Consider the following 22,377-nt stretch of genomic DNA (forward strand, 5'->3'; position numbering starts at 1 on the left):
GTCATGCCGTTTTCGCGGTGCTATTATTAGTTCTATCTAGCAGCATCTGTTTCATTGATCGAAACCATAAATTTCCCACAAAAATAATAGGAGGGAAAAATGACATCGAACGCCACCATACTGATCGGCGGGGACTGCGGCCCCACGCATGGAGCGAAAGACGGCTTCCCGGTGGAGGGGTACACAGAACTCGTCCTGCCGACTCTTGCCTCGGCCGATATGCGTTTCATCAACTGCATGCGCACCTACTCGGATCGCACCGTGCGCGCAGACCATGCCCCTCAAGTCGGTCAGCCCGTTGAAATGGCTGCTATTTTCACCAATGGCAGGTTCGACGCGGTGACTCTGGCAAACAATCACAGCTACGACAGCGGCCCGGATGCCCTCGTGGATACCCGGGACTTTTTTGTCTCGCGCGGCATCCAGGTGACAGGCGCAGGTCGGGATCTGGAAGAAGCACGACGTCCAGCCATCATTGAACACGACGGCATCAAGGTCGGTTACTTGGGCTATACCTCGCTCGGTCCTGCCGGCAGCGAGGCAGGACTGCAAAAACCTGGCGTGACCAGTATCAAGGTCGATACCTCCTATGAAACACGAGGTCCCCACCAGCCCGTTCGCATTCGCACGGAACCTGACTCCAGCGACCTGGCGAACCTGGTCGAGGACATCAAGAAGCTGAAAGGTGAGGTAGACGTCGTTATCCTGGCTTTTCACTCCGGCGTCATCCGGCTGCCGCGCGTGATCTCCGATTACCAGGTGACCGTAGCCCATGCTGCCATTGATGCAGGTGCAGATATGGTGGTGTGCCACGCACCGCATATTCCCAAAGCGATCGAGATGTATAAGGGCAAAGCCGTCTTCTACAGTCTCGGCGTGTTCGCAATGACCAAGTCGTTTCCCGCGCCTTCATGGAGCGAGCCCGCCTGGTCTCACGGTGCGGTTCGCAATCACGCGGACCTCGATCCCGAATATCCTTTTATGCCCTACGGCAAGGCCTGTACGTTGAGCTTGCTCGCCAAAGCAGTGGCGACCAAAGACGGCATACAAAAGGTTTCGTTCCTTCCGATGGTCATGGACGCACGGTATCGGCCTGAAGTGCTGAATCACGACGATCCTCGATTCCAGGAAGTGCTTTCCTACCTGGAGTGGGCCTCCGAAGACATGCCACATCGATTCAGCGTCGAAGGCAATGAAATCATCGTGTCGGAGTAAATCATGGACTTGAAGATCAACGGAAAAGTGGCAGTCATCACCGCCGCCAGCGCAGGTTTAGGCAAAAACATTGCTCACGCGCTGGCAGCCGAGGGCGTTCATGTGGTGCTGTTTGCACGTTCGGCGGACAAACTGACCGCCCTCGCCCAGGAAATAACGGCAAAGCACGGCGTGCGTGCAGTCGCGGTTCCCGGCGACATGCGCGTCGCCGCTGATGTAAAGCGCCTCGCCGACACGGTGAACGCTACATTCAACGGCACCGACATCCTCGTCCTGAACACGGGACGAGCCCCCAATCCGCTGCGGGCGACGCTCGACGAAACTGAAGAGGAACGGTGGCAAGAGGCCTATCAAAATCAACTCTGGGGGACCATCCAGGTCGCCAAGGAAATGGTTCCTCAGATGCTCAAGAAACAATGGGGTCGCGTCATCGCCATTACCTCGGCATCGGTGAAGCAGCCCATGCCGCACCATAGCCTTTCAACCGTTTTTCGCGCCGGCGTCACCGCGTACATGAAACATCTCGCGAACGAGGTGGGCTCTTGCGGCATCACTGTCAATTGTGTAGCGCCGGCATTGATCGACACATCGCACCGCACCGGCACCGCCGCGTACACCCCGGAGCAGGCAGAGGCACGCCGCAAACTCACACCGCTCGGCCGCATGGGGGAGCAAGACGAGGTCTGTGGCGTGGTCGCGTTTCTCGCATCCACACAGGCGGGTTTCATCACTGGATCGAGCATCAGCGTTGATGGCGGCATGATCGGTTCATTGCTTTAGCGTTCAGGCAATACGCTTTCATCGCACCCCAGGACAATAAAAGTATCTGCACCATTCCCCCGATACGCCGCATGCGTCGGTTGAATGGTCACAAGAGAGGCGACAGGCAATGAAAATCGGATACATCGGACTCGGTGCCCTCGGCAGTCAACTCGCTCGTCGATTCCTGTCTCACTCGTTATGCGTGTGGGATATCAACACGGCCGCCGTCGACACGTTCAAGAAACTGGGCGCCGACGTCGCGCCCACGGCGGCCGACCTGGCTCGCCGGTGTGACGTCATCTTCCTGTGCCTGCCACGCAGCTCGGACGTCAGGTCTGCGCTGTTCGGTCCAAACGGCCTCGCGGCCGGATTGGTGCCGGGGACACTGATCATTGATCAGACAAGTGGCATTCCGGGTGAGACCAGACGTATGGCCGAAGAACTGGCCGAACGCGGTATCGACATGATGGATGCTGCGGTGTCTGCAAGTCCGCTGGTCGTTGCCGAAGGCAAAGCCACGCTGATGGTTGCGGGCTCGGATACGGTTTACGAGCGCGCCCTCCCCGTTTTACAAGTTATTACCCAAACGATTTATCGTTGTGGCGACAGGGTCGGCGACGGCCAAGCCATGAAAATGGTCAACAACGCCATGAATGCTGGCTGCCGACTAGGGACCCTTGAGGTCGTGGCCATGGGCAAAAAAGCCGGCCTTTCACTGCCCCTGATGGCGGACGTGTTGAACCGCAACAAAGCGCGAAATCAAACCACAGACAGGATGCTGCCCGCGCTCGCCCAGGGAAAACCCTCCACCAATTTCGCCCTCGCTTTGATGCTCAAAGACGTCGATCAAGCCGTCGCGCTGGGAATGTCCAGGGATGTCCCGATGCCGCTAACCGCTCTGGTCAGGGCATTGTTGCAAATCGGAACCAACACCTTGGGGCCAAACGCGCAGCTCGAAGACATGGTCGGGCTCATCGAAAGCATGGCGGCGACAAAATTGTACGACGGCGATGCCGTGACGCCGAACACGGATGGTGCCCCTCAAGCGTGCCCTGAAGATCACGCCATCGAGCTGGTCACAGGTGCGATCGCATCGCTATGCAGCGCGATTACTTATGAATGCACGGCGGCAGGCCTGCGATATGGGCTGGCATTGGAAGACATGGCACTGGTCCTGGAAAAGACATCGGGATGGAGTGAATCCTCTCGCTCTATTTATACCCAATTGTTATCCAGTCACGCCCTGGATAACACGGCACTCTCGAGCGAAAAAACCATCCTCAAAGCGGCCTGTTTGCGCGGCAACGATCTTGGCGCTCCCATGTTGATCGCCAATGCTGCACGAAGCCTCTTCGAGCAAGCGGATCATCAGATCAGCGAACCCGTCCCGATAAAAGACTTGAGCACGTTCTACAGCTCTATTTCCGCGGTTCAGTTCAAGCCCTCCTCCAACTGCAATTGATTGGCGGCTCACGAATAGTGAGCGTGGAATCGATCGAGGTCTATATGAAAACCAAAATCTGTCCTGATACGGCGGTAAGCCAGTGGCACCTTCTGCAGGAAACAAGCCCACGCTCGGCTACCTGCCTGGCCCGGCAAACCTCGCCAACCTATTAACAAATAGTGAACGCGTATTGCTTTTAAACCCCAGCAACACGCGTCTTTCTAACATAACCTCCGTTAGCGGATTGCGTCATCGCAGAAACGCTTTTCACAAACGTTACGCTCGCTGACTACCACGATTCATCCGGCGAAAACGCAACATTGATCCACGCCTCGAACATCTCTAAGGCCTGATGGCGAAGCAACACTGTTTCATCCTGCAGTCTTGATGCATCAGCTTTGCATCAACTAATAAAAACCATCCTGTCACAGGAGAAGACGCATGACGAAGACGAAAACGACCAGTTCTCGGCGATCGCTAGCCGCTGGCGCTATCGGGAACTTCGGTGAGATCTACGATTTCGCTGTATTCGGGTTCTCAATACCCATTTTATCCGTCCATTTTTTTCCCGGCTCAGATCGAACTGCCGCGCTTCTGAGCACGTTCGCAGTCTATGCAGTGGCCTTCGTAGCCCGCCCCCTGGGTGGCTTGATGTTTGGCTATCTGGCGGACCGCCTTGGCCGTATCAGGGTCATGGCGATGACCGTTTGGCTCATGGCACTAGGCACCGCGATCATCGGGCTGCTTCCGACCTATGCAACCATCGGGATCGCCGCACCGTTACTGCTGTTGCTCTGTCGAATCGCACAAGGCTTGGCACTGGGTGGCGAAACGACCGGCTCGACCAGCTACATCGTCGAGTCGGCACCGGAGAATCGCAGAGGATACTGGCTTGGCTTCACGCTGATTTTCTCTCACCTGCCCAACGCCGTCGTGGCCGGTTTGGTCGTCGCACTCCAGCTTGGAGCGGGGGATCAAGCGTATTCAGACTGGGCGTGGCGCGTCCCTTTCCTTCTTGGAGGCATTATCGGAGTGGTCGGGTTCTGGCTGCGCCGCAACATCGATGAGCCTGAAGAGTACAAGCAAGCCCGCCAGGCCAGTAAAGCCAGCAAAATCAAGAAGAATCCGCTGATAGCGGCCATTCGCTGCGGTGGATTGAGGGGTATGTTGCACGTGTTCATGGTCCAACCGGTTTTTTCGGTAGGGGCTTACCTATTGCTCGGCTTTATGTACACCTTTCTAATTGAGGTCGGAAAGCTGGATTCCACCTCGGCTTTGATCTCAAACGCCATCGCCGTCATCGTACTTTCAGCCCTACTTCCGTTAGGAGGTTTATTGAGTGATCGGTTTGGCCGCAAGCGAGTACTGACATTTGGTGCGGCATGGATAGCGCTCTCGGCATATCCGGCCATGTACTTGGCTGCCTCGGGTTCTTTCGCTAGCGCCGTGGCCGGGCAAACACTCCTCGCTGCCGGATTGGGGATTTATGGGGCAGCCAGCTTTGTGGCCGCAGCGGAATTTTTCCCGACATCGTTCCGTGCAACCGGACACGCCATTTCCTATCAGACAAGTGTCGCGATGTTCGGCGGAACGTGCCCATTGATCGCTGCGTACCTGTCCCAGGCGTTTGGCTCCCCGCTGGCGCCGGCCTTTTACGTCACGTTGATTGCCGTGCTCTGTCTGATCACAACTCAGTTTGTTCCTGAGACTCGTGGAATAAACCTGCGCACCTCAGTGGGCAACAAGGCAAGCAACAAGGCGAGTGAACTACCGCAGCCCCAGAAGACAATGCGGCAAGAGCTCTCTACATAACCCTTTTTGCAATCAACTGATCGGTGAGCGGCTCAAGATGTGTGCGGACTGAAAACAGTCCGCTTCATCGGCGGAGCCGCCGAACATATCGCACCCGAGCAGAATCGGGTGTAAAGGCGACTACCGCGTGAAATTGGCCGTTTGCCCGTCCTCCCTGTTTATGGGCTTCACAATGAAAATAAAAAACAAGCTTGTGCTGACGTTCGTATTGGTCGCCTTTATACCCGTGAGCCTGGTCGCAGTGGTTTCCGTGACCAACACGCGAACGCTAGCGGCTGATCAGTTTATGGATGGCAGTACGCGGGAAATACGCCAGATCGATGGCAACATTCGCCAGTTTTTCGAGGCAAGCCTGCAAAATGTCGATCAAATGGCAACCGATCCAGTTTATGTATCGGTTGGCGCGCTGAAGAACTATCAGACCGGTGATGCCGCCAGCCGGCCATTGCCTCCTGCGGCCCAGCAACTGATCGAAAGGTTTGCTCATTACGGTGCAGCCCACCCGTCCGCGGCGATTCTCTCCATCGGCCTGGAGGACGGCTCCTATGCCAAATGGCCAGATGATCCTCAGTTGGCCAACTACGATCCACGTTCACGCCCCTGGTATAAAGCGGCGATGGCGAGCCCTGGCAAAACCGTACGAACACCCGCTTTTTACCCGGCTTATGATTACGGTAAGGAAGATGCAGCACTGGTGGGGACAGCCAGGGCAATGATCACGAGCGATGGCATCGTCAAAGGTGTGTTAGCCGTGAACGTGTCTTTGAAAAACCTCACCGAGCTGGTCAAAAGCATCAAGCTTGGCGAAAGCGGCTACGTGATGTTGATCGAGGACGGCGTCGTACTGGTAGACCCCCGCGACACAACGCATAGCTTCAAGCCGCTCAAGGACCTGGGCGAGGCCTATGCAAAGTTGGCCGCCACCCCGCAGGGATCAACCGAGGTTGAACTCAATGGGATCCCTTACATGGCCAACGTCTGGACGTCGCCTGATCTTGGCTGGCGCTATATCGGCTTGATCGAGCGCAGTGAAGTCATGAGCGCGGCCACTCGCATGACCTACCTCACCGCCCTCATCGTGGGAGGATTGACAGTCATTTTTGCCCTGGTCGCCGTGGCATTTTCCAAGTCCATCGTCAAACCCATCAGCCAGGTCAGCACCGGACTGCAATCGATCGCACAGGGCGAGGGAGATCTGCGTCGCGAACTAGAGTTTCAGGGTAACGACGAAACCGCTGAGCTGGCAGGCTGGTTCAATAAGTTTCTCACCGCCATACGTCAGTTGATCCAACACATCGGCGCCGCATCGAGCAATCTGCAAAATGCCTCGAGGGTTAACAGCGAGGTTGCCAACAACATGAACGAGGCCGCCGGGAGACAGCGCGAAGCGGTGGAATTGGTGTCGACCGCGTTCAACGAGATGGTCGCAACCGCCAATGAGGTGGCCCGCTCATGCAGCGGCGCAGCAGAGTCCGCCGAGAACGGACATCGCCGTGTGGCGGAGGGCAAGCAGCAGATCGAGATCACCACGGACAACGTGAATCGCCTGGGACGCCGTCTGACCGAGTCGTCGCAGTCCATGACAGAGCTCGAAGCCGGCAGCCGCAGCATCAACCAGATCCTTGGCACCATTCGCGCCATTGCCGAGCAAACCAATCTGCTGGCCCTGAATGCAGCCATCGAAGCCGCCAGGGCGGGTGATCAAGGTCGAGGATTTGCAGTGGTGGCAGATGAAGTCAGAGCACTGGCCAAACGCACATCCGATTCGACCGGCGAAATCGAGCAACTGCTCGGCGCCCTAGGCAGCAAGACCCAGGAGGTGATGGGCAAAATGGGAAGTTGCCTTGAGCTTTCGCGAGCCAGTGTGTCGTCCATCGAAAGCACCCGGGACAGCTTTGAAGGCATCCAATTGTCGGTCAATGAAATAAGGGATCAAAACCTGCAGATATCCGCCGCCGCTGAAGAGCAGCATAGCGTGGCCGAAGAGATCAATCGGCATATCCAGCAGATTTATGACGAGGCTCGGCTGGTGGAGAGCTTGGCCAACTCTGCACAGGATGACTCCGGCAAGTTGTCGAGTCTGTCAGATGAGCTGAACGGTCTGGTGGGACGCTTCAAATCGTGAACCGTCGTCGTTCGCCTGGAAGTCCCAACTGGTCCATTCGCATGGAAGTGACCAGCGGAGCGTTTCGTTCTCGCGATGAGCCGCTGTCAAGACATCCAGGCTTGAGGTCAGGCGCACATCATCAGTCGGATGTAGGGGCGGGCAAGGCCACCTCTCCACCGAATTGTCGCGATATGACTTCGGCACCTTTGACTGCCAACTCGATAAACTCCTTTTCATTCATGTTCATTCGGACAGTCGGTGCCCCCACCGACAAGCAATAGTGCACTTCTTGATTGACGTCCTTGATGGGTACCGAGATCGCCGAGATGCCTAACAGCCGTTCGCCATGGGAAACGGCATAACCCTGCTCCCGGATCATGGCGAACTCTTCAAGCACCGCGCCATTGGTGCGCTTCGTCGCTTTGGCAACATTTTTGACTAACGGGGTGAGCTGGGCTTTGGGCATATAGGCCATCAAGACCTTTGAAGCAGACCCTACCAACAAGGGAATCTGTTCACCCGCCTGGACCACCGCGCGCAACGGTGCCGAGCTGGTAGTGACCGAGTCGAGACAGACTCGATTGCGATCACTCACCGCATGGATGGAGACTGTTTCTTCAGTCTGCTCAGCGAGTTCTTGCAATACGGGTCGAGCGATCTCACGAATACCCAGGGTACTTTTTACCAGGCCAGCCAAGCGCGTGAACCGGAAGGACAAGCAATATTGCTGCTCGAGACGTACCAGGTAGCCAGCCTTTTCAAGACTCTGGACAATACGAAACGTCGTCGACTTCGGTAGCTCGATACGGTCTGCAATGTCTTGAAGCGTAAGGCTGCTGCGGTCTGAACTAAAGCTTTCGAAAACTGCCAAGATACGTTGCACAGAGCGCATCATTCTTGAAAAACCCCATCAAAATCGTTGATCGTAACGATCCTCCTCGACACGAAATGCTTCATTCGCCAACAAACGAGAATCAGTCTCAAAATAACATACTAGCATGACGCTATTTCACTCGCCAACTTCAGTTCCACCCACCGAACTCGAGAACGGAGGCACATCGAGACGGCTGGCGACCGCGCCTTGTTCAGTCGGGCACCGTTACCAGTTGCGTGCCCAGCCAACGTTTATCCGAAACCAACGTGCGAACGACGTCAGCCAAAACAACACGTGCTGCCAAACCCGCCGGCGACAACTCATCGTCCGACAAACTGGCGACTTGATTCAAGCGGGTAAAATTGAACTCGGAAATGGGTACCGTATCGAAACGGTCTTTATCATGCCTTGCAAGTGCCGCGCTAGGTTGCACCGTCATCCCCAAGCCCGCCCCCACCGCGTCCATGAGTATCGCAAGCCCGTCGATTTCCGCGATGACGTTCATCGTGCAGCCTTCTCTTTCAAAAGCATTGTTTATCAGCGCCCTGAGGCCGTGCGTACTGCCGGGCAATATAAGGGGGACGTTGGAAAGCTCACTGATTGACAGCGATTCACTCTTGCGGACCAGGGAAAAGTCAGCTGCGGAAATAGCGAAAAGACGTTCATTTACCAGCGGTTGAGTGCTGAATCTGCGCCCATGATCAGCGCCAAACAATATCGCAAGATCGATCTGTCTAGCACTCAGCATCCGCTCCAGGTTGCCCGATAACGCCTCGACAATACGAAGGGAAATATCCGGGTATCGCTCTCGCATCGCCTCCATGAACGGCAGTGCAACGACGCCTGAGGTGGATGGAGCCAATCCCACCGTGACATGCCCGGCGAACCGTCCAGTCCTGGCCGCGTGGGCCGCATCCTCTGCGTTGCGCAACACCAGTTGTGCTCGATGCCAGAATGCCAATCCGGCGCTGGTGGGCTGCACGCCGCTCTTCTTTCTTAGCAGCAACCGAACGGACAGTTCATTCTCCAGTCGACTGATTTGTTGACTGAGGGCCGAGGTGACAACATCGAGTTCAAGCGCTGCTCGCCCCATGCTTCCACACTCAACTACCCGGACAAAGTAGCGCAGTTGACGCAGTTCCATCGGACACCTCCACTATCACAACGATGCCTGGACCGGTCGGTCCAGGCACGACACGCTATTTGCCGATAAAACGCGGTTTCCTTTTTCCTTGTAAGCTTTGATGGCCTCCTTGTAATCATCCGTGGATTGCACCACGGCCATCTGCGCAGCCACCGACTCCAAGCTCGTCCGTAAATCGGTCCGCAGCGATTGGTATAGCAGCTTCTTTATGCTGCGTTGCTGGATGGGAGGGCCATCCGCCAGGCGTGTAGCAAAATCCAGCGTTTGCTGCATGAGCTCGTCATCACTGAATACTCGGTTGACGATGCCCAATGCCAACGCCTCTTCAGCACTGACGAAATCGCCCGTCCATAATAATTCCAGGGCTTTCGCGGTACCGACTATGCGCGGCAGCAAATAGCAACCGCCATTTCCAGGGATCAGGCCAACACGAATATAAGCCTCAGCAAATCGAGCCGACTCTGATGCGAAACGCATATCGCACTGCAACGAAAGATCCATGCCCGCCCCCACCGCCGCGCCGTTTACCGCCGCAATGAGTGGCTTTTCAAAGCTCTCGATCGCTAATGCCACCTGGTGGGTGACTTTTTGCAATCTGATTTTACGCTCGAGCGGCGTTGGATCCCCCTCTGCGCTTTCGGCGGCCCGACGGCCCAGGTCGCCTCCGGAGCAGAATGCATCACCGGCACCGGTGATGACGAAACAACCGATGTCATCATTTTCATCGGCAGCCAGCAATGCAGTGCGAAGTGAATCCAGCATGCTCTCGCTCAAGGCGTTCTTTTTTTCGGGCCGGTTTAGCTTGGCTACCATGACCCGGCCAACGGTACTGACTTCTAGATCAGACATCATATTCCCTCAGTTCGATATGGACACGCCGCCCGTGCAAAACCACACTCGTTGCCCGCTGCGCTATTGCTCGGCCTGAGCCAGTGCACGGTGTCGTGCATGCTCGTCCCGAGCCTGCAACAATGCAGCTCTCAGCGAACGATTGAGCCACCGCTTGTTTTCGGCAAACGTGCGCGGGTTCTTTGCCCCCAACGCCTGCCCCAGCGCCGAAGCTTTCAAATGGAGTTCGTCTCGCAGGGCTACCTCGCGGACCAGCCCTCTCGCCAATGCTTCGGTAGCCTTCATCGCCCTGCCGCTCTGAATCAGATCAAGCGCCAAAGCGCGTCCGCCGATGACCTCTAAAATGTTCGCACCCGAGAAGGTGGCGATACCCAAATCAATTTCGGGCAACGACAGTTTCGCGGTATCGACGGCGACACAGGCATCCGCCAAGAGCGCAAGCATCGCGCCACCTCCCGTCGCGGTACCATTGAGCACTGTGACAACTGGCTTGGGGCAGTCCATCACGGCGTCCTGCAGCGCCGCCAACGCTAACGACCTTCGTTCACGCTGGCGTGCCGTATCACCGTCCGCCGGTTGTTCACGAATATCGACCCCTGCGCAGAACACGCGCTCGCCAGAGCCGGTCAGCATCACCGCGTTTATCTGCGGGTCATCAGTGGCTGCCTGCAGTGCAGCCGTCACACGCTCCATCATATCCACCGTCATGGCATTCGCCTTGGCGGCACGATTCAGAGTGATCCACAGGAGCGACTCATGTCGCTCAACCGTCAACTCGCTGGCTAGTTCATCCACGGACATCTTCCTCCACGTGCTTGTTTTTATTTTCAATCGAGACACACGACACGAGTTCTACTGGACAGCCTTTTGTCCCGACACAAACATGTCCGCGAAGAACTCTTCCTCGGGGAGGTTGCGTAACGCCACAAAATCCTGCCTTGCCGATTGCACGACGATGGGCGCTCCACAGGCATAGACCTGATGCTGGGAAAGATCCTCGTAATCTTCCATGACTGCACGGTGAACAAAGCCGACCCGACCTTCCCATAGGTCGTCGGGGTGCGCTTCTGACAGGACAGGTATGAACGTGACGTTGTGACTTTTCGTCCAAGCCTCGGCAACGGAACTCAAATACAGATCCGAGGCCCTTCGCCCGCCCCAATAGAGCGTTATTTCACGACTCGATGCTTTTTCAAGTTCGCGCTCAATCATGGCTTTGATCGGTGCGAACCCTGTGCCGCTGGCAACGAAGACCATTGGTTTGCTGCTGTCTTCACGCACAAAAAAAGTACCTAGCGGGCCTTCAAGGCGCACCAGGTCGTTTTCTTTCATGACATTGAAAACGTGTTGGCTAAACGGGCCACCGTAATTCCTGAGATGCAATTCCAACACGTTGTCGTCGGGCACGTTTGCCAGCGACAAACTGCGACGAATACCGCCTGGCATCACGACGTTGATGTATTGCCCAGGCAAAAACCTGAAAGACTCCTTGGCAGGGAGGCGTAGGCGAATTCTCATCACATCCTCGGCCAGGCGCTCAAGACGATCGACACGGGAAACAAGCCGTCGAATAGGGATGTCTTGTGTTGCTTCCACCACCTCGCAGGCGATCGTCAATGCGGTTAAAGCCTTTGCCTGGCACAGGAGCGCGTATCCCTGCTGCCGGTCCTCGTTGGAAAGTATCGCCATGCTGGACTCCGCATGATCGACCACCCCGTCGAGTACTTTGGCCCGACAGGTTCCGCAGATGCCATTTTGACAACTGTAGGGCAGTTGACACCCGCTTTTGAGGGCGGCAGCAAGTATCGTATCGTCTTGCTGCACCTCGAACGTGCGGTCGATAGGCTTCACATTGACCCGATGCGTCAATGTGGCGGACAGACTGTCATTCATAGCGATTCACCCCTTTACAGAATGTTTTGTACATTGCTCTTTCTCGCGACAAGCTTGGGGGCGGTTCATTAACCGCGCACAATCAAGGCGTCCGCGGCAATCACACCGTGGGGCAATACAAACATTGGATTGATGTCGATTTCGGCTATATCGCTGCGCTGCTCCCAGGCAAACTGCGATAACGCCACCAACGCGCGGGCAACAGCATCGACGTCAAGGGGAGGCGCGCCCCGAACCCCGTTCATGATCACGCTGCATTGCAATTCATCGAGCATTTCCATAGCGGTTGGCAGGCCGAAAGGGGCGATTCGACACGCGGAATCCTTCAGTACTTCCGCATAAATCCCACCTGCGCCGACTACCACCACCGGGCCAAATGAAGGATCCTTGACCACCCCGGCAATCAGTTCGAAGCCACCTGTCACCATCTCGGAAACGAGGACACCTTCAATGTGGGCGGCAGGCACATGCCGTTGCGCGTTGGCTAACACCTGCTCGATCGCTGACTCCAGCTCCTGGGCAGTCCGAATGCCGACCTTTACGCCGCCTATTTCGGTTTTGTGCGCAATGTCCGCAGAGACAATCTTGACGACTAGTGGCGCTTTGACTTTGTCGAACAGCGCAGCGTCAAAACCCTTCACGATCAGGTCGGTTGTGACGGGGATCCCGATGGAACGCAGCATTTCCTTGGACTCGACCTCGGACAACGATGACCGACTGCCAACGGCGGTGCTAAGCGGTACAGAAGCTCGCTCTACTTTGAGCCCCTCATCCTCTTGCATCTGCAAAATGCGCGATTGAGTCCGCTTGAATCGCATCAGCATTGCGATAGCTTTGGCGGCTCGCGACGGCGAAGGCAACACCGGAATTCCCGCATCAGCGAATACACGCAGCGCCTCTGCAATCTGAACGCTGGGGGCTGAGGAAAAAACCAGGATCGGCTTCGACGCCGACGCGGCAATTCGGGCCAATACCTGGGCTGCCGCCAGGCTGCCAGAGGCGCCTGTGGTTGCCAGGTTAATGCAAAGCGATCCTACGGCGGGGTCTTCAAGCGTCGCGCTTACAGCGGCTTCCAACTTCTGCGCATTGGCCGCTGAAAAATACCCTGCGGTAAGGTCGATTGGATTATGGACGGCCCCGATGTTAGGTACGACCGCCAGCAGCTTTTGCTGGGTATCGTTACCAAGTTCACACAAGGTCAGACCTTCAGGCTCACCCGCATCTGCGAATACGATCGCAGACCCGCCCGATACCCCCATCACCGCGACCCCCCCATTGTCCGGGTATTTTTTGCTTTCCAATGCCTTGAGGAAATCCACCGCTTCATGGATCTCTCTGATCTCGACGATCCCCGTTTGCTTGAACAGGGCACGATAGAAATCATAGACACCCGTCATGCTGGCGGTATGCGATGCGGCCGCTAGTGCGCCCTGCTCGGTGACGCCCCCCTTCCACAGCAGGATCGGCTTGCCGCGCGCCGTAGCCTTGCGGCCGATTTCCAACAGCGCACGACCGTCATTGGTTCCCTCGATATAGGCGACGATGGTGTGTGTCTCGTCATCATCAAGCAGCGCCTCAATGAGCTGTACCGTGTTGACATCGCTTTCGTTGCCCGTCGCGATGACATGCCGGAAACCAATACCGGCTTCGGCACATGCAAGGGCGATGCTGTAGCCGAATCCCCCACTCTGCGTCACCAGCGATACCGACCCTTTCTCGAGTTTCGGTTCACGCGTAATGCTGCCGAATGCGGCGTAGACACGAGAATGGATGTTGGCAAAACCGAGGCAGTTGGGCCCGATAATACGCATGCCCGCCGCCCGGGCAATCGCGAGCATTTTCTCCTCACGGAGAATCCCTTCCGGACCGCTCTCTCGAAAGCCACCGCTCAGAACCACCGCAAAAGGAACCTTCTTCTGCGCACTCGATTCCAGCACGGCTAAAACGCCCTGCGCAGGAACGCCAACCACCACGAGGTCGACGTCGCCTTCGATATCGGCAACGGACCCATAGCACTTCAAACCTTCAAAGGTTTCGTATTTGGGATTCACCGGATAGATCGCGCCGGTGTATCCATTGCTCATCAGAGCTCTTACGGCCTGAGAGCCGGGACGTCCCGCATCCTCCGACACGCCTACAACCGCAATCGAACGTGGTTCAAGCAAGTTTTTGTAATTATTCATATCGGTACTGAAGCCCTTGATCGCTATCGAAAATCGGGAGACGAGGTAAAGAGATGCAGTCGTTTCTCTGCTCTCCCCAAAAGCAGAGCTGCCACGGTGCACTGTCGTCCGCAGCCAGCCGAAAGTCAATTATTTTTGGAATAGGTTTCAATGAATGAAACCACAAACACCATCTTACAAAAGCTTGCACCGGCGCTAACCCAGCACGCAGCCGCTACGCAAAAGTTCCACTCATTGAAACTTGTGCTAATTATCAAAACACATGCTAGTATGATTTTGCGTCGACCGAGGGCACGCTACGGCCTCGTATGGACGGTTGATTTGTCCTGCATACATGCAGATTCAATAGGAGCATTGGTGATGATTTACACGCGCAGTGGGGCAGACGCCCTTGCAAATCGGAGCGTTATCGTTTCGCCCGGTACCGGAAACCAGCATTGGGGAACGACCTTCTTTGGCCCGCGGAGCTCTCAAGAGCGGGCCCCAGGCCCCCAGGCGACAATGTCTGAACTCAGAGCACACGAAGCAGTAGTGCCTCATTTCCACGGGGTGTCGATGTTTCAGTTGTTCATCGCTGGCAGTGGCACACTGGGTAATCGCGGGCAGGTACTTGAACCGCTCACCGTCCAGTTCAAAGATCATCACACGGCTTACGGACCGATCGTGGCGGGTCCGCAAGGGCTGTCCTTCGTTGCCATGCGGATGTACACCGGAAACTCCCAACCGGTCTATTTGAGTGAACCTGGCTACCGGGAGCAACTGCGTCCAAGCAAACGCCGGCACCTGACGTCCGAGCCCATCAAGTTCTCCATTGCCCCTGTGATGCAGGCCCGCGAAGAAGCGAGTTGGGAACTGCTTTTTGAAGATGAGGCAGATGGGCTGCGCGCTCAGGTATTGCGATTGGGCGCTGGTATGAAAGTGGACGGTCCACCCCCTGGTATTGCATCCGGTTATTACGTTTTCGTCGGAAACGGCAGCGTGCTGCATGGCGAAGAAGAGCTTCCTCTCTGGTCCATGATCGTCGTGGAATCAACTGAGGAAAAGTTCGAGATCCAAGCAGGTGGCGAAGGTGCCGAGGTCCTCGTGCTCCAGTACCCACGGGAAGAGATTTGAAGTAGGGGTTCCCTCCGGCGGACTGACATTCGCTGGTCGTGTGCCCAACGTTAGCGCGCAAGAAACACAGCTTCACCCTATCAAACAATAAACAAGTCTACGCCCCTGAGGGGGAGTAAAAGGCTTTGCACAATGGAGTTCGTTATGAGCATTGGCGTAACGTTCAATTTCAAAGGGCTGGTCGCGCCGATATCCGGCGCGCCCCCCAGCCGGCTATTCGCTACGACCGCTTTACCCACGCTGACACAACTCGACATGCCTGCGGTGCACACAGCGATCAACACGACAAGCATTCATGTCGGTAGGAAACGTTCGGATAGAAGAAGCAGCGCTCGTGTCCCTGGAGTGCTCAGAAAGCTCCAGCTAAGCAGCCTGCTGGCCTGTCTGGCTATCGGCGCCGCCGGCATCGCTACAGGCGCATACGCTGGACAACTCCCCGCCTCTTCAGCATTGGCCTACGACAAGCAGACACAAAGCCCTGTACCCATTCCAGTATCGGAACGAGGCCTTCCAACGGTTACTGCTCAAACCTGGTTCAAAGCATCCAACGAAGGTCGGATACTGGAAGGCGCGATATTTGACCGCGAGGGCAACCTGCTTTTCTGTGATGTTTCGGGTAAACGCGTACTTCGCCTCTCGCCGACCAAACAGCTTTCAATCGTAGCCACGATAGAGAACCTCTCCCCTGGCGGACTGGCATTTCATCCCGACGGACGTCTGTTCATCGCGGCTCTCGATCTGAACCGCAACCTCGGCGCGATTTTCGCGGTCAAACCCGATGGCACGGGAATGCAAACCATCATCGCGCAAGACGCCGGATTCATGCCCAATGACTTGGCGTTCAACAAACAGGGTGGTTTCTACTTCAGTGATTTCAAAGGTATCTCGACCGAGCCAAAGGGCGGGATCTATTACGTTTCTCCCGATCTTTCGCCTCCTGTTGTCGTCTTGCCGCATCTCTCGATGGCCAACGGCGTTACGCTAAGTCCAGACGGAAAAACGCTGTGGGCAACCGAATTTGGCCGCAACCTTCTACATCGCATCGACCTGGCCAACGCTACTACCATCGCCACCATCAGTTCGTCCATCCCCTACCGTTTCACGGGGCCCTCCCCCGATTCGATGCGGGTCGACGCCGATGGCAATGTCTATGTGGCGATCTATGGGCAAGGTCGTGTAATGGTCTTTAACCAGATCGGTATCCCGATTGGCCAGGTGCTGCTGCCGGGGCGCGAACAAGGGCACAACCTGCTATCGACTAGCCTCGCCATTGATCCCAATACGAACACCTTGTACTCCGTCACCAGTGATGGAGATAAGGGGCAAGGAGCGACAATATTCAGCGCCAAGGTGTTCACCCATGGCTTGCCTCCGGCGTCATTCAAATGAGCCGCCTCAATGCTTGTTCCCAACACGTGTGTCCTATTGATCACATGGAGAAACCCTTATGACCCCTATTGGCGCAGAGCCTGACTCTTTGAATGCCAAGCGCGATACGACGAAAGCTTCACGATGGGTGTGTCGTATCTTTGCCATTGTATTACTGATACTCGGCCTGGCCCTTTCCATTGGCGGTGTCATCTTGGTTGCGGACGCAGGTTCTGCGTACTACCTGATCACCGGACTAGCCTTCATCACAAGCGCTGTATTTCTCTGGCGCGGCGATGCGCGAGGGATTTGGGTCTATGCCGCAATGCTGGTCTGGACCACGGCCTGGAGCTTGTGGGAAGTGGGTTTTAACGGCTGGCAGCTGGCGCCCCGACTGATTGGTCCGTTCGTTCTCGGCGCAGTACTTCTGCTACCGCATTTCACCCGACTCACGCCTGCGCCGAACACCCGGAAGCTTCCACGCGGCTGGCCATCGTTTGCCGGCGGCCTGGCCGCTGCAATCGCCTTGGGGAGCGTCAGTCACGCTTTCGGACCTGACGCACCGGACTTTCCGATGTTGAGACGCGGCTTGCAATCGCAGGCGCCAGCGAAACTGCCTGAGCCAATGGCCAACAACGAACGTACCGACTGGCAAGCCTACGGCAATGACCAGGGTGGGACCCGCTTCAGCCCGCTTGCCGACATAGACACAACCAACGTCTCGAACCTGGTCAAAGTCTGGGAAGCCGACATGGCGCCGGTGAACGGCGATCTCAACGCGATCGAAGGCACCCCCATCATGATGGGTAGTTCCCTGTACGCGTGTGATGGCAATAACGGCATCCATGCATTCGATGCGGAAACCGGAAAAGAATTGTGGCGCCGCGACATTTCCAACGGCGTACCGCAGTCGGGTAAACCTTGTCGGGGTGTGGCGTACTACAAAGTGCCTGACGCCAATGGGTTTTGCTCGGAACGCATCTACGCCCCCAGCCACAACCCCACGCTGGTGGCACTGGATGCGAAAACCGGTGAATATTGCCCAGGGTTTGGTAACAACGGCGCGGTCGATCTGACAAAGGGCGTCGCACCTTACCCACATGGCTTGTTCTACGTCAGCTCGGCACCGCAAGTTATCCGCGGCAAGATTGTCGTCGGTGGCGGCATCCCCGACGGGCAATATTGGGGTGGTCCGTCGGGCGTCATCAGGGCTTTCGATGCGGTGACAGGCGAACTCGCCTGGGCTTTTGATGCCGGCGCGCCGAATCGCCTCGGCCTGCCACCTGAAGGACAGTATTACACGCCTTCCACGCCCAACAGCTGGGCCCCCATCAGCGCGGATGAGAAGCTCGGCCTGATTTATTTGCCCGTGGGCAACGCGACACCTGATGCTTACGGTGGCCAGCGCCGTCCCTATGACGAGGACATCTCCAGTGCGGTGATCGCTCTCGACGCGGAGACGGGTCGGCTGCGCTGGAAATTCCAGGCCACGCACCACGACATCTGGGATTATGACGTCGCCTCTCAGCCCACCCTGTTGAACTGGCCTACCGCAAAGGGCATGCGGCCAGCACTGATCCAACCGACCAAGCGCGGCGAGATTTTCGTGCTCGACCGCGAGACTGGCGAGCCGATCAAGGCGGTGGAAGAACAGCCTGTGCCTCAGCGTGATATTGCCAAAGGCGAATGGCTGTCCCCTACCCAACCTGCCTCTGTCGAGCTCCCTGCTTTCAGGGGGCCTCAACTGCGCGAAAAAGACATGTGGGGGGCGACGCCGATCGACCAGATGGTTTGCCGGATCATGTTCAAACAATCGCGCTACGAGGGCCAGTTCACGCCCATCACGCTCGACAAGAATGTCTTGATCGATCCCGGTTCAATGGGTGGTGTGAACTGGAATGGCATCTCGCTGGACGTTGATCGCGGGCTGATGATCGTCAACTGGACTCAGGTCCCTGACCGAATCGAGTTGGTAACACGCGAAGAAGCAACGCAACGCAATTTCAAGATTGCACCTGGTCTGGACGCAGGGGGACAAGCCGAGCAGCCTATGCTTGACACGCCATACGGTGCTTATCGGGTCAACTTCCTTTCGCAGCTTGGCATTCCTTGCAATGCGCCGCCTTGGGGCCTGATTGGCGCTGTTGATCTTGTCAGCGGCAAGCTCATCTGGTCCAAGCCATTTGGCTCACCGCGTGACATTGGCCCGTTCGGTCTGCCGACCCTGGTCTCCATCCCGATCGGTACACCGACCGCCGGTGGCGCCGTGACGACCCGTGGCGGCCTGGTATTTATCGGTGGCGCAGCAGAGCATACGTTCCGTGCCCTGGATGCCGCCACCGGTCGGGAGCTGTGGAGCAGCCGCCTGGCCACCAGCGCAAATGCTACGCCCATGACCTACCGCAGTCCGGTCAGCGGAAGGCAATTTGTGGTGGTCGCCGAGGGTGGGCGTCCGCATTATCGTACGAAGCCTGGTTCGAAGCTGGTTGCCTTTGCAATTCCAGACAGCAAGTGATCGCTGCTGACAATAGCTGATCGACTAAGGAGCCAGTCCATCGTGACCTGTCTCCAAAGTCTTGGATTGGGCAAATCTGCCTGTCTCTGAAATGGGCTATATCCATTCCAATATCAAAGCGCCCGATGCACTTGCATCGGGCGCTTTGTATTTCAGCGAGCGTGGTAACGCCTGCCACATCGCCCTCTACACAGAAACATCACCCTTCACTAAAACTGAAGCCCTCACCTCTAAATCCGCCTTTCGCCGCGCGATGCCCATCCCTATGGTTAATCCACTGGCCGGCAGTCACTTCGCCCTGCCAGTGAATCGAGGAGATACGATGGTCGACGTTCTGGTGATAGGTGGCGGTAACGCTGCGTTATGTGCCGCATTAATGGCACGAGAGGCAGGCGCCAGCGTGATGCTGCTGGAAGGCTCGCCGAAAGTATGGCGCGGCGGAAATTCGCAGCACACGCGCAACCTGCGCTGCATGCACGATGCGCCTCAGGATGTGCTGGTCGATGCCTATCCCGAAGAAGAATATTGGCAAGATCTGCTTAAAGTCACCGGTGGCCTTACCAACGAGAAACTGGCGCGCATCGCCATTCGCGCTTCTTCATCTTGCCGTGATTGGATGCGTTCACATGGTGTGCACTTTCAGCCACCCTTGTCGGGCGCTCTCCATGTGGCTCGCACCAACGCTTTTTTCATGGGCGGCGGCAAAGCACTGGTCAATGCCTACTTTCGCAGCGCCGAACGCCTGGGCGTGAAGATCCGTTATGACGCTCAGGTAACCGATATAGAACTGAAAAATGGTGCTTTCGTCGCAGCTCACCTGGCCGAACGCGAGGTAGATGGACAACGTTTGCCAGCGGAGCGTATCGAAGCACGCGCCTGCGTCCTGGCTGCTGGCGGGTTTGAATCCAACCGCGAGTGGTTACGGGAGGCTTGGGGCCAAAACGAGCGCGGTGAATGGCCATCGGACAACTTCCTTATTCGCGGCACCCGCTTCAATACTGGTGTGTTGTTGCGACGGATGCTCGATCTTGGCGCCGATGCAGTCGGCGACCCGACTCAGGCGCATATGGTGGCCATCGACGCACGGGCTCCGCTTTACGACGGCGGTATCTGTACCCGCATCGACTGCGTATCCCTGGGCGTGGTTGTCAACCGCGATGGCGAACGGTTTTATGATGAGGGTGAGGATTTCTGGCCCAAACGTTATGCGATCTGGGGCCGTCTCGTTGCGGGACAACCCAACCAGCAGGCCTACTCGATTATCGACCAACAGGCGCTTGGCCGCTTCATGCCGCCGGTGTTCCCTGGAACCACAGCACGGACGTTGCCAGAACTTGCTCGCCTGTTGAACTTGCCGCAAATGCAGTTCGTTAAAACCATCGAAGACTACAACAACGCTTGCCATGTCGGCACGTTCGACCACACCACGCTCGACGACTGCCATACCGAAGGGCTGACTCCCGCCAAGACTCACTGGGCAAGGCCACTCACCAAACCACCCTACTACGCCTACCCCCTCAAGCCAGGTGTCACCTTTACCTATCTCGGCTTGGCGACCGACGAAACGGCCGCCGTGCACTTTGATGGCAAGGCCAGCCCGAACCTGTTTGTCGCCGGAGAAATGATGGCTGGCAACGTACTGGGCAAGGGTTATACCGCGGGTATCGGCATGGCCATCGGTACCGCCTTCGGACGAATCGCCGGCGTACAGGCCGCGCTTTGTGCGGGGTTTGGTCTTTCTCCTGTGAACTCGGAGCTTCAACATGCAGCTGTTTGATCCCCAGGTATCCAGCCAACTGATCCCGGTCCTCAACCTGCAGGAAACCGAAGTCGAACGGCAGATGACCGTTTGCAATGCCTGCCGCTATTGCGAAGGTTTCTGTGCCGTATTCCCCGCAATGACCCGGCATCTGGAATTCGGTCAGGCCGACATTCATTACTTGGCGAACCTTTGCCACAACTGCGGCGCGTGCCTGTCGGCCTGCCAATACGCTGCCCCGCACGAATTTGCAGTCAACGTACCCAAAGCCATGGCCAAGGTACGGCTGGACACCTACACCAATTACGCCTGGCCGCAGCCACTGGGTAAATTGTACCAACGCAACGGCCTCGCCTTGGGGCTGGCTTCAGGCGCTGGGTTGGCGCTGTTCCTGTCACTTACCTTGATGATCATGGGCAACCTGTTCGTTGCCATGCCAGGCGGTAACTTCTACGGGATTTTTCCACACAACACGTTGGCACTGATGTTCAGCGCGGTGTTCGGTTTTGCCGTGTTGGCCCTGGGTATCGGCGTGCGTCGATTCTGGCGCGAAATCTCACCCGCCGAGGCACCTCTGCCGTTGAAAGCCAGTGCAGCACTGGAGGCCGGCGCCAACGTCGCACAACTCAAGTACCTGGACGGCGGACATGGAGAAGGCTGCAACAACGCCGACGACGCATTCACCCTATGGCGCCGCCGCTTTCACCACCTCACCTTCTATGGGTTCATGCTGTGCTTCGCAGCCACAGGCGTTGCCACTCTTTATCATTTTTTGCTGGATTGGTCGGCGCCCTACCCGGTTTTAAGCCTGCCAGTGCTGCTCGGCATCTTCGGTGGCGTAGGTCTGCTGATCGGCCCTGCAGGTTTGCTCTGGATGAATCTGCGGCGTAACCCGCAGCAAGGGGACGAGAATCAGAAACCGATGGATCGTGGCTTCATCGCGCTTCTGTTCCTGGTCAGCGCTAGCGGCCTGGCATTGCTTGCCGGGCGCGAAACCAGCGCGTTGGGCTTGTTGCTTGCGATCCACCTAGGTCTGGTCATGGCGTTCTTTCTGACCATGCCCTATAGCAAATTCGCCCACGGCATATTCCGCAGCGCTGCGTTGCTGAAATACACCATTGAAAAACGCCAACCCAACCCGATCAGTGCGGCCGGCGAATGACCGGTGTTTTCAAGAACGCACCGACGGCATCCTCGGCGCCGTTAAGTTGAAAGTAATCTTCATGAGAATCACAAGGAGAGCGTTACCGATGCTCAAATAAATTACCGAGCTGTTTCGCAAGAACAGACGAGGCATGAGTTAGGTCCCGTCTTCTCATCAACTTACCGTGTGTCACGT

16 protein-coding genes and 1 pseudogene are annotated in these 22,377 nt (G+C 56.8%); 11 read left to right on the forward strand and 6 right to left on the reverse strand.

From position 1 onward, the window contains the following. The first annotated feature begins 99 nt into the window (after nucleotides 1-99). The 6 genes and pseudogenes from AB4O22_RS15470 to AB4O22_RS15495 all read left to right on the forward strand — a co-directional run bounded on the left by AB4O22_RS15470 (nucleotide 100) and on the right by AB4O22_RS15495 (nucleotide 7,358). On the forward strand, nucleotides 100-1,215 hold the full coding sequence (locus tag AB4O22_RS15470; protein ID WP_048392918.1) for a CapA family protein: 1,116 nt from the start codon (nucleotides 100-102) through the stop codon (nucleotides 1,213-1,215). Between the two features lie 3 nt (nucleotides 1,216-1,218). Continuing rightward, complete coding sequence (locus tag AB4O22_RS15475; protein ID WP_048392916.1) at nucleotides 1,219-1,995, forward strand: SDR family oxidoreductase; 777 nt, start codon at nucleotides 1,219-1,221, stop codon at nucleotides 1,993-1,995. 109 nt (nucleotides 1,996-2,104) lie between these two features. After that, nucleotides 2,105-3,439: an NAD(P)-dependent oxidoreductase gene (locus tag AB4O22_RS15480; protein WP_048392915.1), complete on the forward strand. Its 1,335-nt coding sequence runs from the start codon at nucleotides 2,105-2,107 to the stop codon at nucleotides 3,437-3,439. Between the two features lie 423 nt (nucleotides 3,440-3,862). Then, the gene (locus tag AB4O22_RS15485; RefSeq protein ID WP_095058150.1) at nucleotides 3,863-5,233 is read left to right on the forward strand and encodes an MFS transporter; all 1,371 of its coding nucleotides are present in this window, start codon (nucleotides 3,863-3,865) and stop codon (nucleotides 5,231-5,233) included. A gap of 286 nt (nucleotides 5,234-5,519) precedes the next feature. Then, nucleotides 5,520-6,503, forward strand: a pseudogene (locus AB4O22_RS15490) (cache domain-containing sensor histidine kinase); the annotation flags it as partial. Nucleotides 6,504-6,590: 87 nt separating this feature from the next. Beyond that, the gene (locus AB4O22_RS15495; RefSeq protein WP_371856347.1) at nucleotides 6,591-7,358 is read left to right on the forward strand and encodes a methyl-accepting chemotaxis protein; all 768 of its coding nucleotides are present in this window, start codon (nucleotides 6,591-6,593) and stop codon (nucleotides 7,356-7,358) included. Nucleotides 7,359-7,479: 121 nt separating this feature from the next. Here AB4O22_RS15495 and AB4O22_RS15500 read toward each other — a convergent pair whose 3' ends face one another. The 6 genes from AB4O22_RS15500 to AB4O22_RS15525 form a co-directional block, all read right to left on the reverse strand. After that, nucleotides 7,480-8,232 (reverse strand): IclR family transcriptional regulator, encoded by a 753-nt coding sequence (locus tag AB4O22_RS15500; protein WP_013692815.1) that lies wholly within the window; start codon nucleotides 8,230-8,232, stop codon nucleotides 7,480-7,482. A gap of 193 nt (nucleotides 8,233-8,425) precedes the next feature. Then, entirely contained in the window at nucleotides 8,426-9,358 is a 933-nt protein-coding gene (locus AB4O22_RS15505; protein WP_013692814.1) for a LysR family transcriptional regulator, read from the reverse strand. 15 nt (nucleotides 9,359-9,373) lie between these two features. Beyond that, entirely contained in the window at nucleotides 9,374-10,207 is an 834-nt protein-coding gene (locus AB4O22_RS15510) for an enoyl-CoA hydratase/isomerase family protein (RefSeq protein WP_460158228.1), read from the reverse strand. A gap of 63 nt (nucleotides 10,208-10,270) precedes the next feature. Next, entirely contained in the window at nucleotides 10,271-11,008 is a 738-nt protein-coding gene (locus AB4O22_RS15515; RefSeq protein ID WP_048392910.1) for an enoyl-CoA hydratase/isomerase family protein, read from the reverse strand. Nucleotides 11,009-11,059: 51 nt separating this feature from the next. Beyond that, on the reverse strand, nucleotides 11,060-12,100 hold the full coding sequence (locus AB4O22_RS15520) for a CDP-6-deoxy-delta-3,4-glucoseen reductase (RefSeq protein ID WP_095058149.1): 1,041 nt from the start codon (nucleotides 12,098-12,100) through the stop codon (nucleotides 11,060-11,062). Between the two features lie 68 nt (nucleotides 12,101-12,168). Further along, a complete protein-coding gene (locus AB4O22_RS15525; RefSeq protein ID WP_315866001.1) occupies nucleotides 12,169-14,283 on the reverse strand; it encodes an acetate--CoA ligase family protein in 2,115 nt (704 codons plus the stop codon). Nucleotides 14,284-14,838: 555 nt separating this feature from the next. Here AB4O22_RS15525 and AB4O22_RS15530 point away from each other — a divergent pair. From AB4O22_RS15530 to tcuB, 5 genes are all read left to right on the forward strand, one after another. Next, entirely contained in the window at nucleotides 14,839-15,396 is a 558-nt protein-coding gene (locus AB4O22_RS15530) for a hypothetical protein (protein WP_095058147.1), read from the forward strand. A 144-nt stretch (nucleotides 15,397-15,540) separates the two neighbouring features. Continuing rightward, a complete protein-coding gene (locus AB4O22_RS15535; RefSeq protein ID WP_218232076.1) occupies nucleotides 15,541-16,785 on the forward strand; it encodes an SMP-30/gluconolactonase/LRE family protein in 1,245 nt (414 codons plus the stop codon). A gap of 58 nt (nucleotides 16,786-16,843) precedes the next feature. Then, on the forward strand, nucleotides 16,844-19,279 hold the full coding sequence (locus AB4O22_RS15540) for a pyrroloquinoline quinone-dependent dehydrogenase (protein ID WP_304575815.1): 2,436 nt from the start codon (nucleotides 16,844-16,846) through the stop codon (nucleotides 19,277-19,279). A 322-nt stretch (nucleotides 19,280-19,601) separates the two neighbouring features. After that, nucleotides 19,602-21,056, forward strand: a complete 1,455-nt coding sequence (tcuA, locus tag AB4O22_RS15545) for an FAD-dependent tricarballylate dehydrogenase TcuA (protein WP_095973869.1) — start codon at nucleotides 19,602-19,604, stop codon at nucleotides 21,054-21,056. Next, complete coding sequence (tcuB, locus tag AB4O22_RS15550; protein ID WP_460105534.1) at nucleotides 21,043-22,200, forward strand: tricarballylate utilization 4Fe-4S protein TcuB; 1,158 nt, start codon at nucleotides 21,043-21,045, stop codon at nucleotides 22,198-22,200. The genes tcuA and tcuB overlap by 14 nt, the downstream gene beginning before the upstream one ends. Nucleotides 22,201-22,377 lie beyond the last annotated feature (177 nt).

It is taken from the genome of Pseudomonas sp. S3_B11, assembly GCF_054667715.1.

Coding starts and splice junctions, on each gene's coding strand:
- AB4O22_RS15535 (WP_218232076.1), top strand. CDS start 15,541: ATGAGCATTGGCGTAACGTTCAATTTCAAAGGGCTGGTCGCGCCGATA.
- AB4O22_RS15515 (WP_048392910.1), bottom strand. CDS start 11,008: ATGTCCGTGGATGAACTAGCCAGCGAGTTGACGGTTGAGCGACATGAG.
- AB4O22_RS15485 (WP_095058150.1), top strand. CDS start 3,863: ATGACGAAGACGAAAACGACCAGTTCTCGGCGATCGCTAGCCGCTGGC.
- AB4O22_RS15505 (WP_013692814.1), bottom strand. CDS start 9,358: ATGGAACTGCGTCAACTGCGCTACTTTGTCCGGGTAGTTGAGTGTGGA.
- AB4O22_RS15475 (WP_048392916.1), top strand. CDS start 1,219: ATGGACTTGAAGATCAACGGAAAAGTGGCAGTCATCACCGCCGCCAGC.
- AB4O22_RS15495 (WP_371856347.1), top strand. CDS start 6,591: ATGAACGAGGCCGCCGGGAGACAGCGCGAAGCGGTGGAATTGGTGTCG.
- AB4O22_RS15525 (WP_315866001.1), bottom strand. CDS start 14,283: ATGAATAATTACAAAAACTTGCTTGAACCACGTTCGATTGCGGTTGTA.
- AB4O22_RS15480 (WP_048392915.1), top strand. CDS start 2,105: ATGAAAATCGGATACATCGGACTCGGTGCCCTCGGCAGTCAACTCGCT.
- AB4O22_RS15520 (WP_095058149.1), bottom strand. CDS start 12,100: ATGAATGACAGTCTGTCCGCCACATTGACGCATCGGGTCAATGTGAAG.
- tcuB (WP_460105534.1), top strand. CDS start 21,043: ATGCAGCTGTTTGATCCCCAGGTATCCAGCCAACTGATCCCGGTCCTC.
- AB4O22_RS15540 (WP_304575815.1), top strand. CDS start 16,844: ATGACCCCTATTGGCGCAGAGCCTGACTCTTTGAATGCCAAGCGCGAT.
- AB4O22_RS15530 (WP_095058147.1), top strand. CDS start 14,839: ATGTTTCAGTTGTTCATCGCTGGCAGTGGCACACTGGGTAATCGCGGG.
- AB4O22_RS15510 (WP_460158228.1), bottom strand. CDS start 10,207: ATGTCTGATCTAGAAGTCAGTACCGTTGGCCGGGTCATGGTAGCCAAG.
- AB4O22_RS15500 (WP_013692815.1), bottom strand. CDS start 8,232: ATGCGCTCTGTGCAACGTATCTTGGCAGTTTTCGAAAGCTTTAGTTCA.
- AB4O22_RS15470 (WP_048392918.1), top strand. CDS start 100: ATGACATCGAACGCCACCATACTGATCGGCGGGGACTGCGGCCCCACG.
- tcuA (WP_095973869.1), top strand. CDS start 19,602: ATGGTCGACGTTCTGGTGATAGGTGGCGGTAACGCTGCGTTATGTGCC.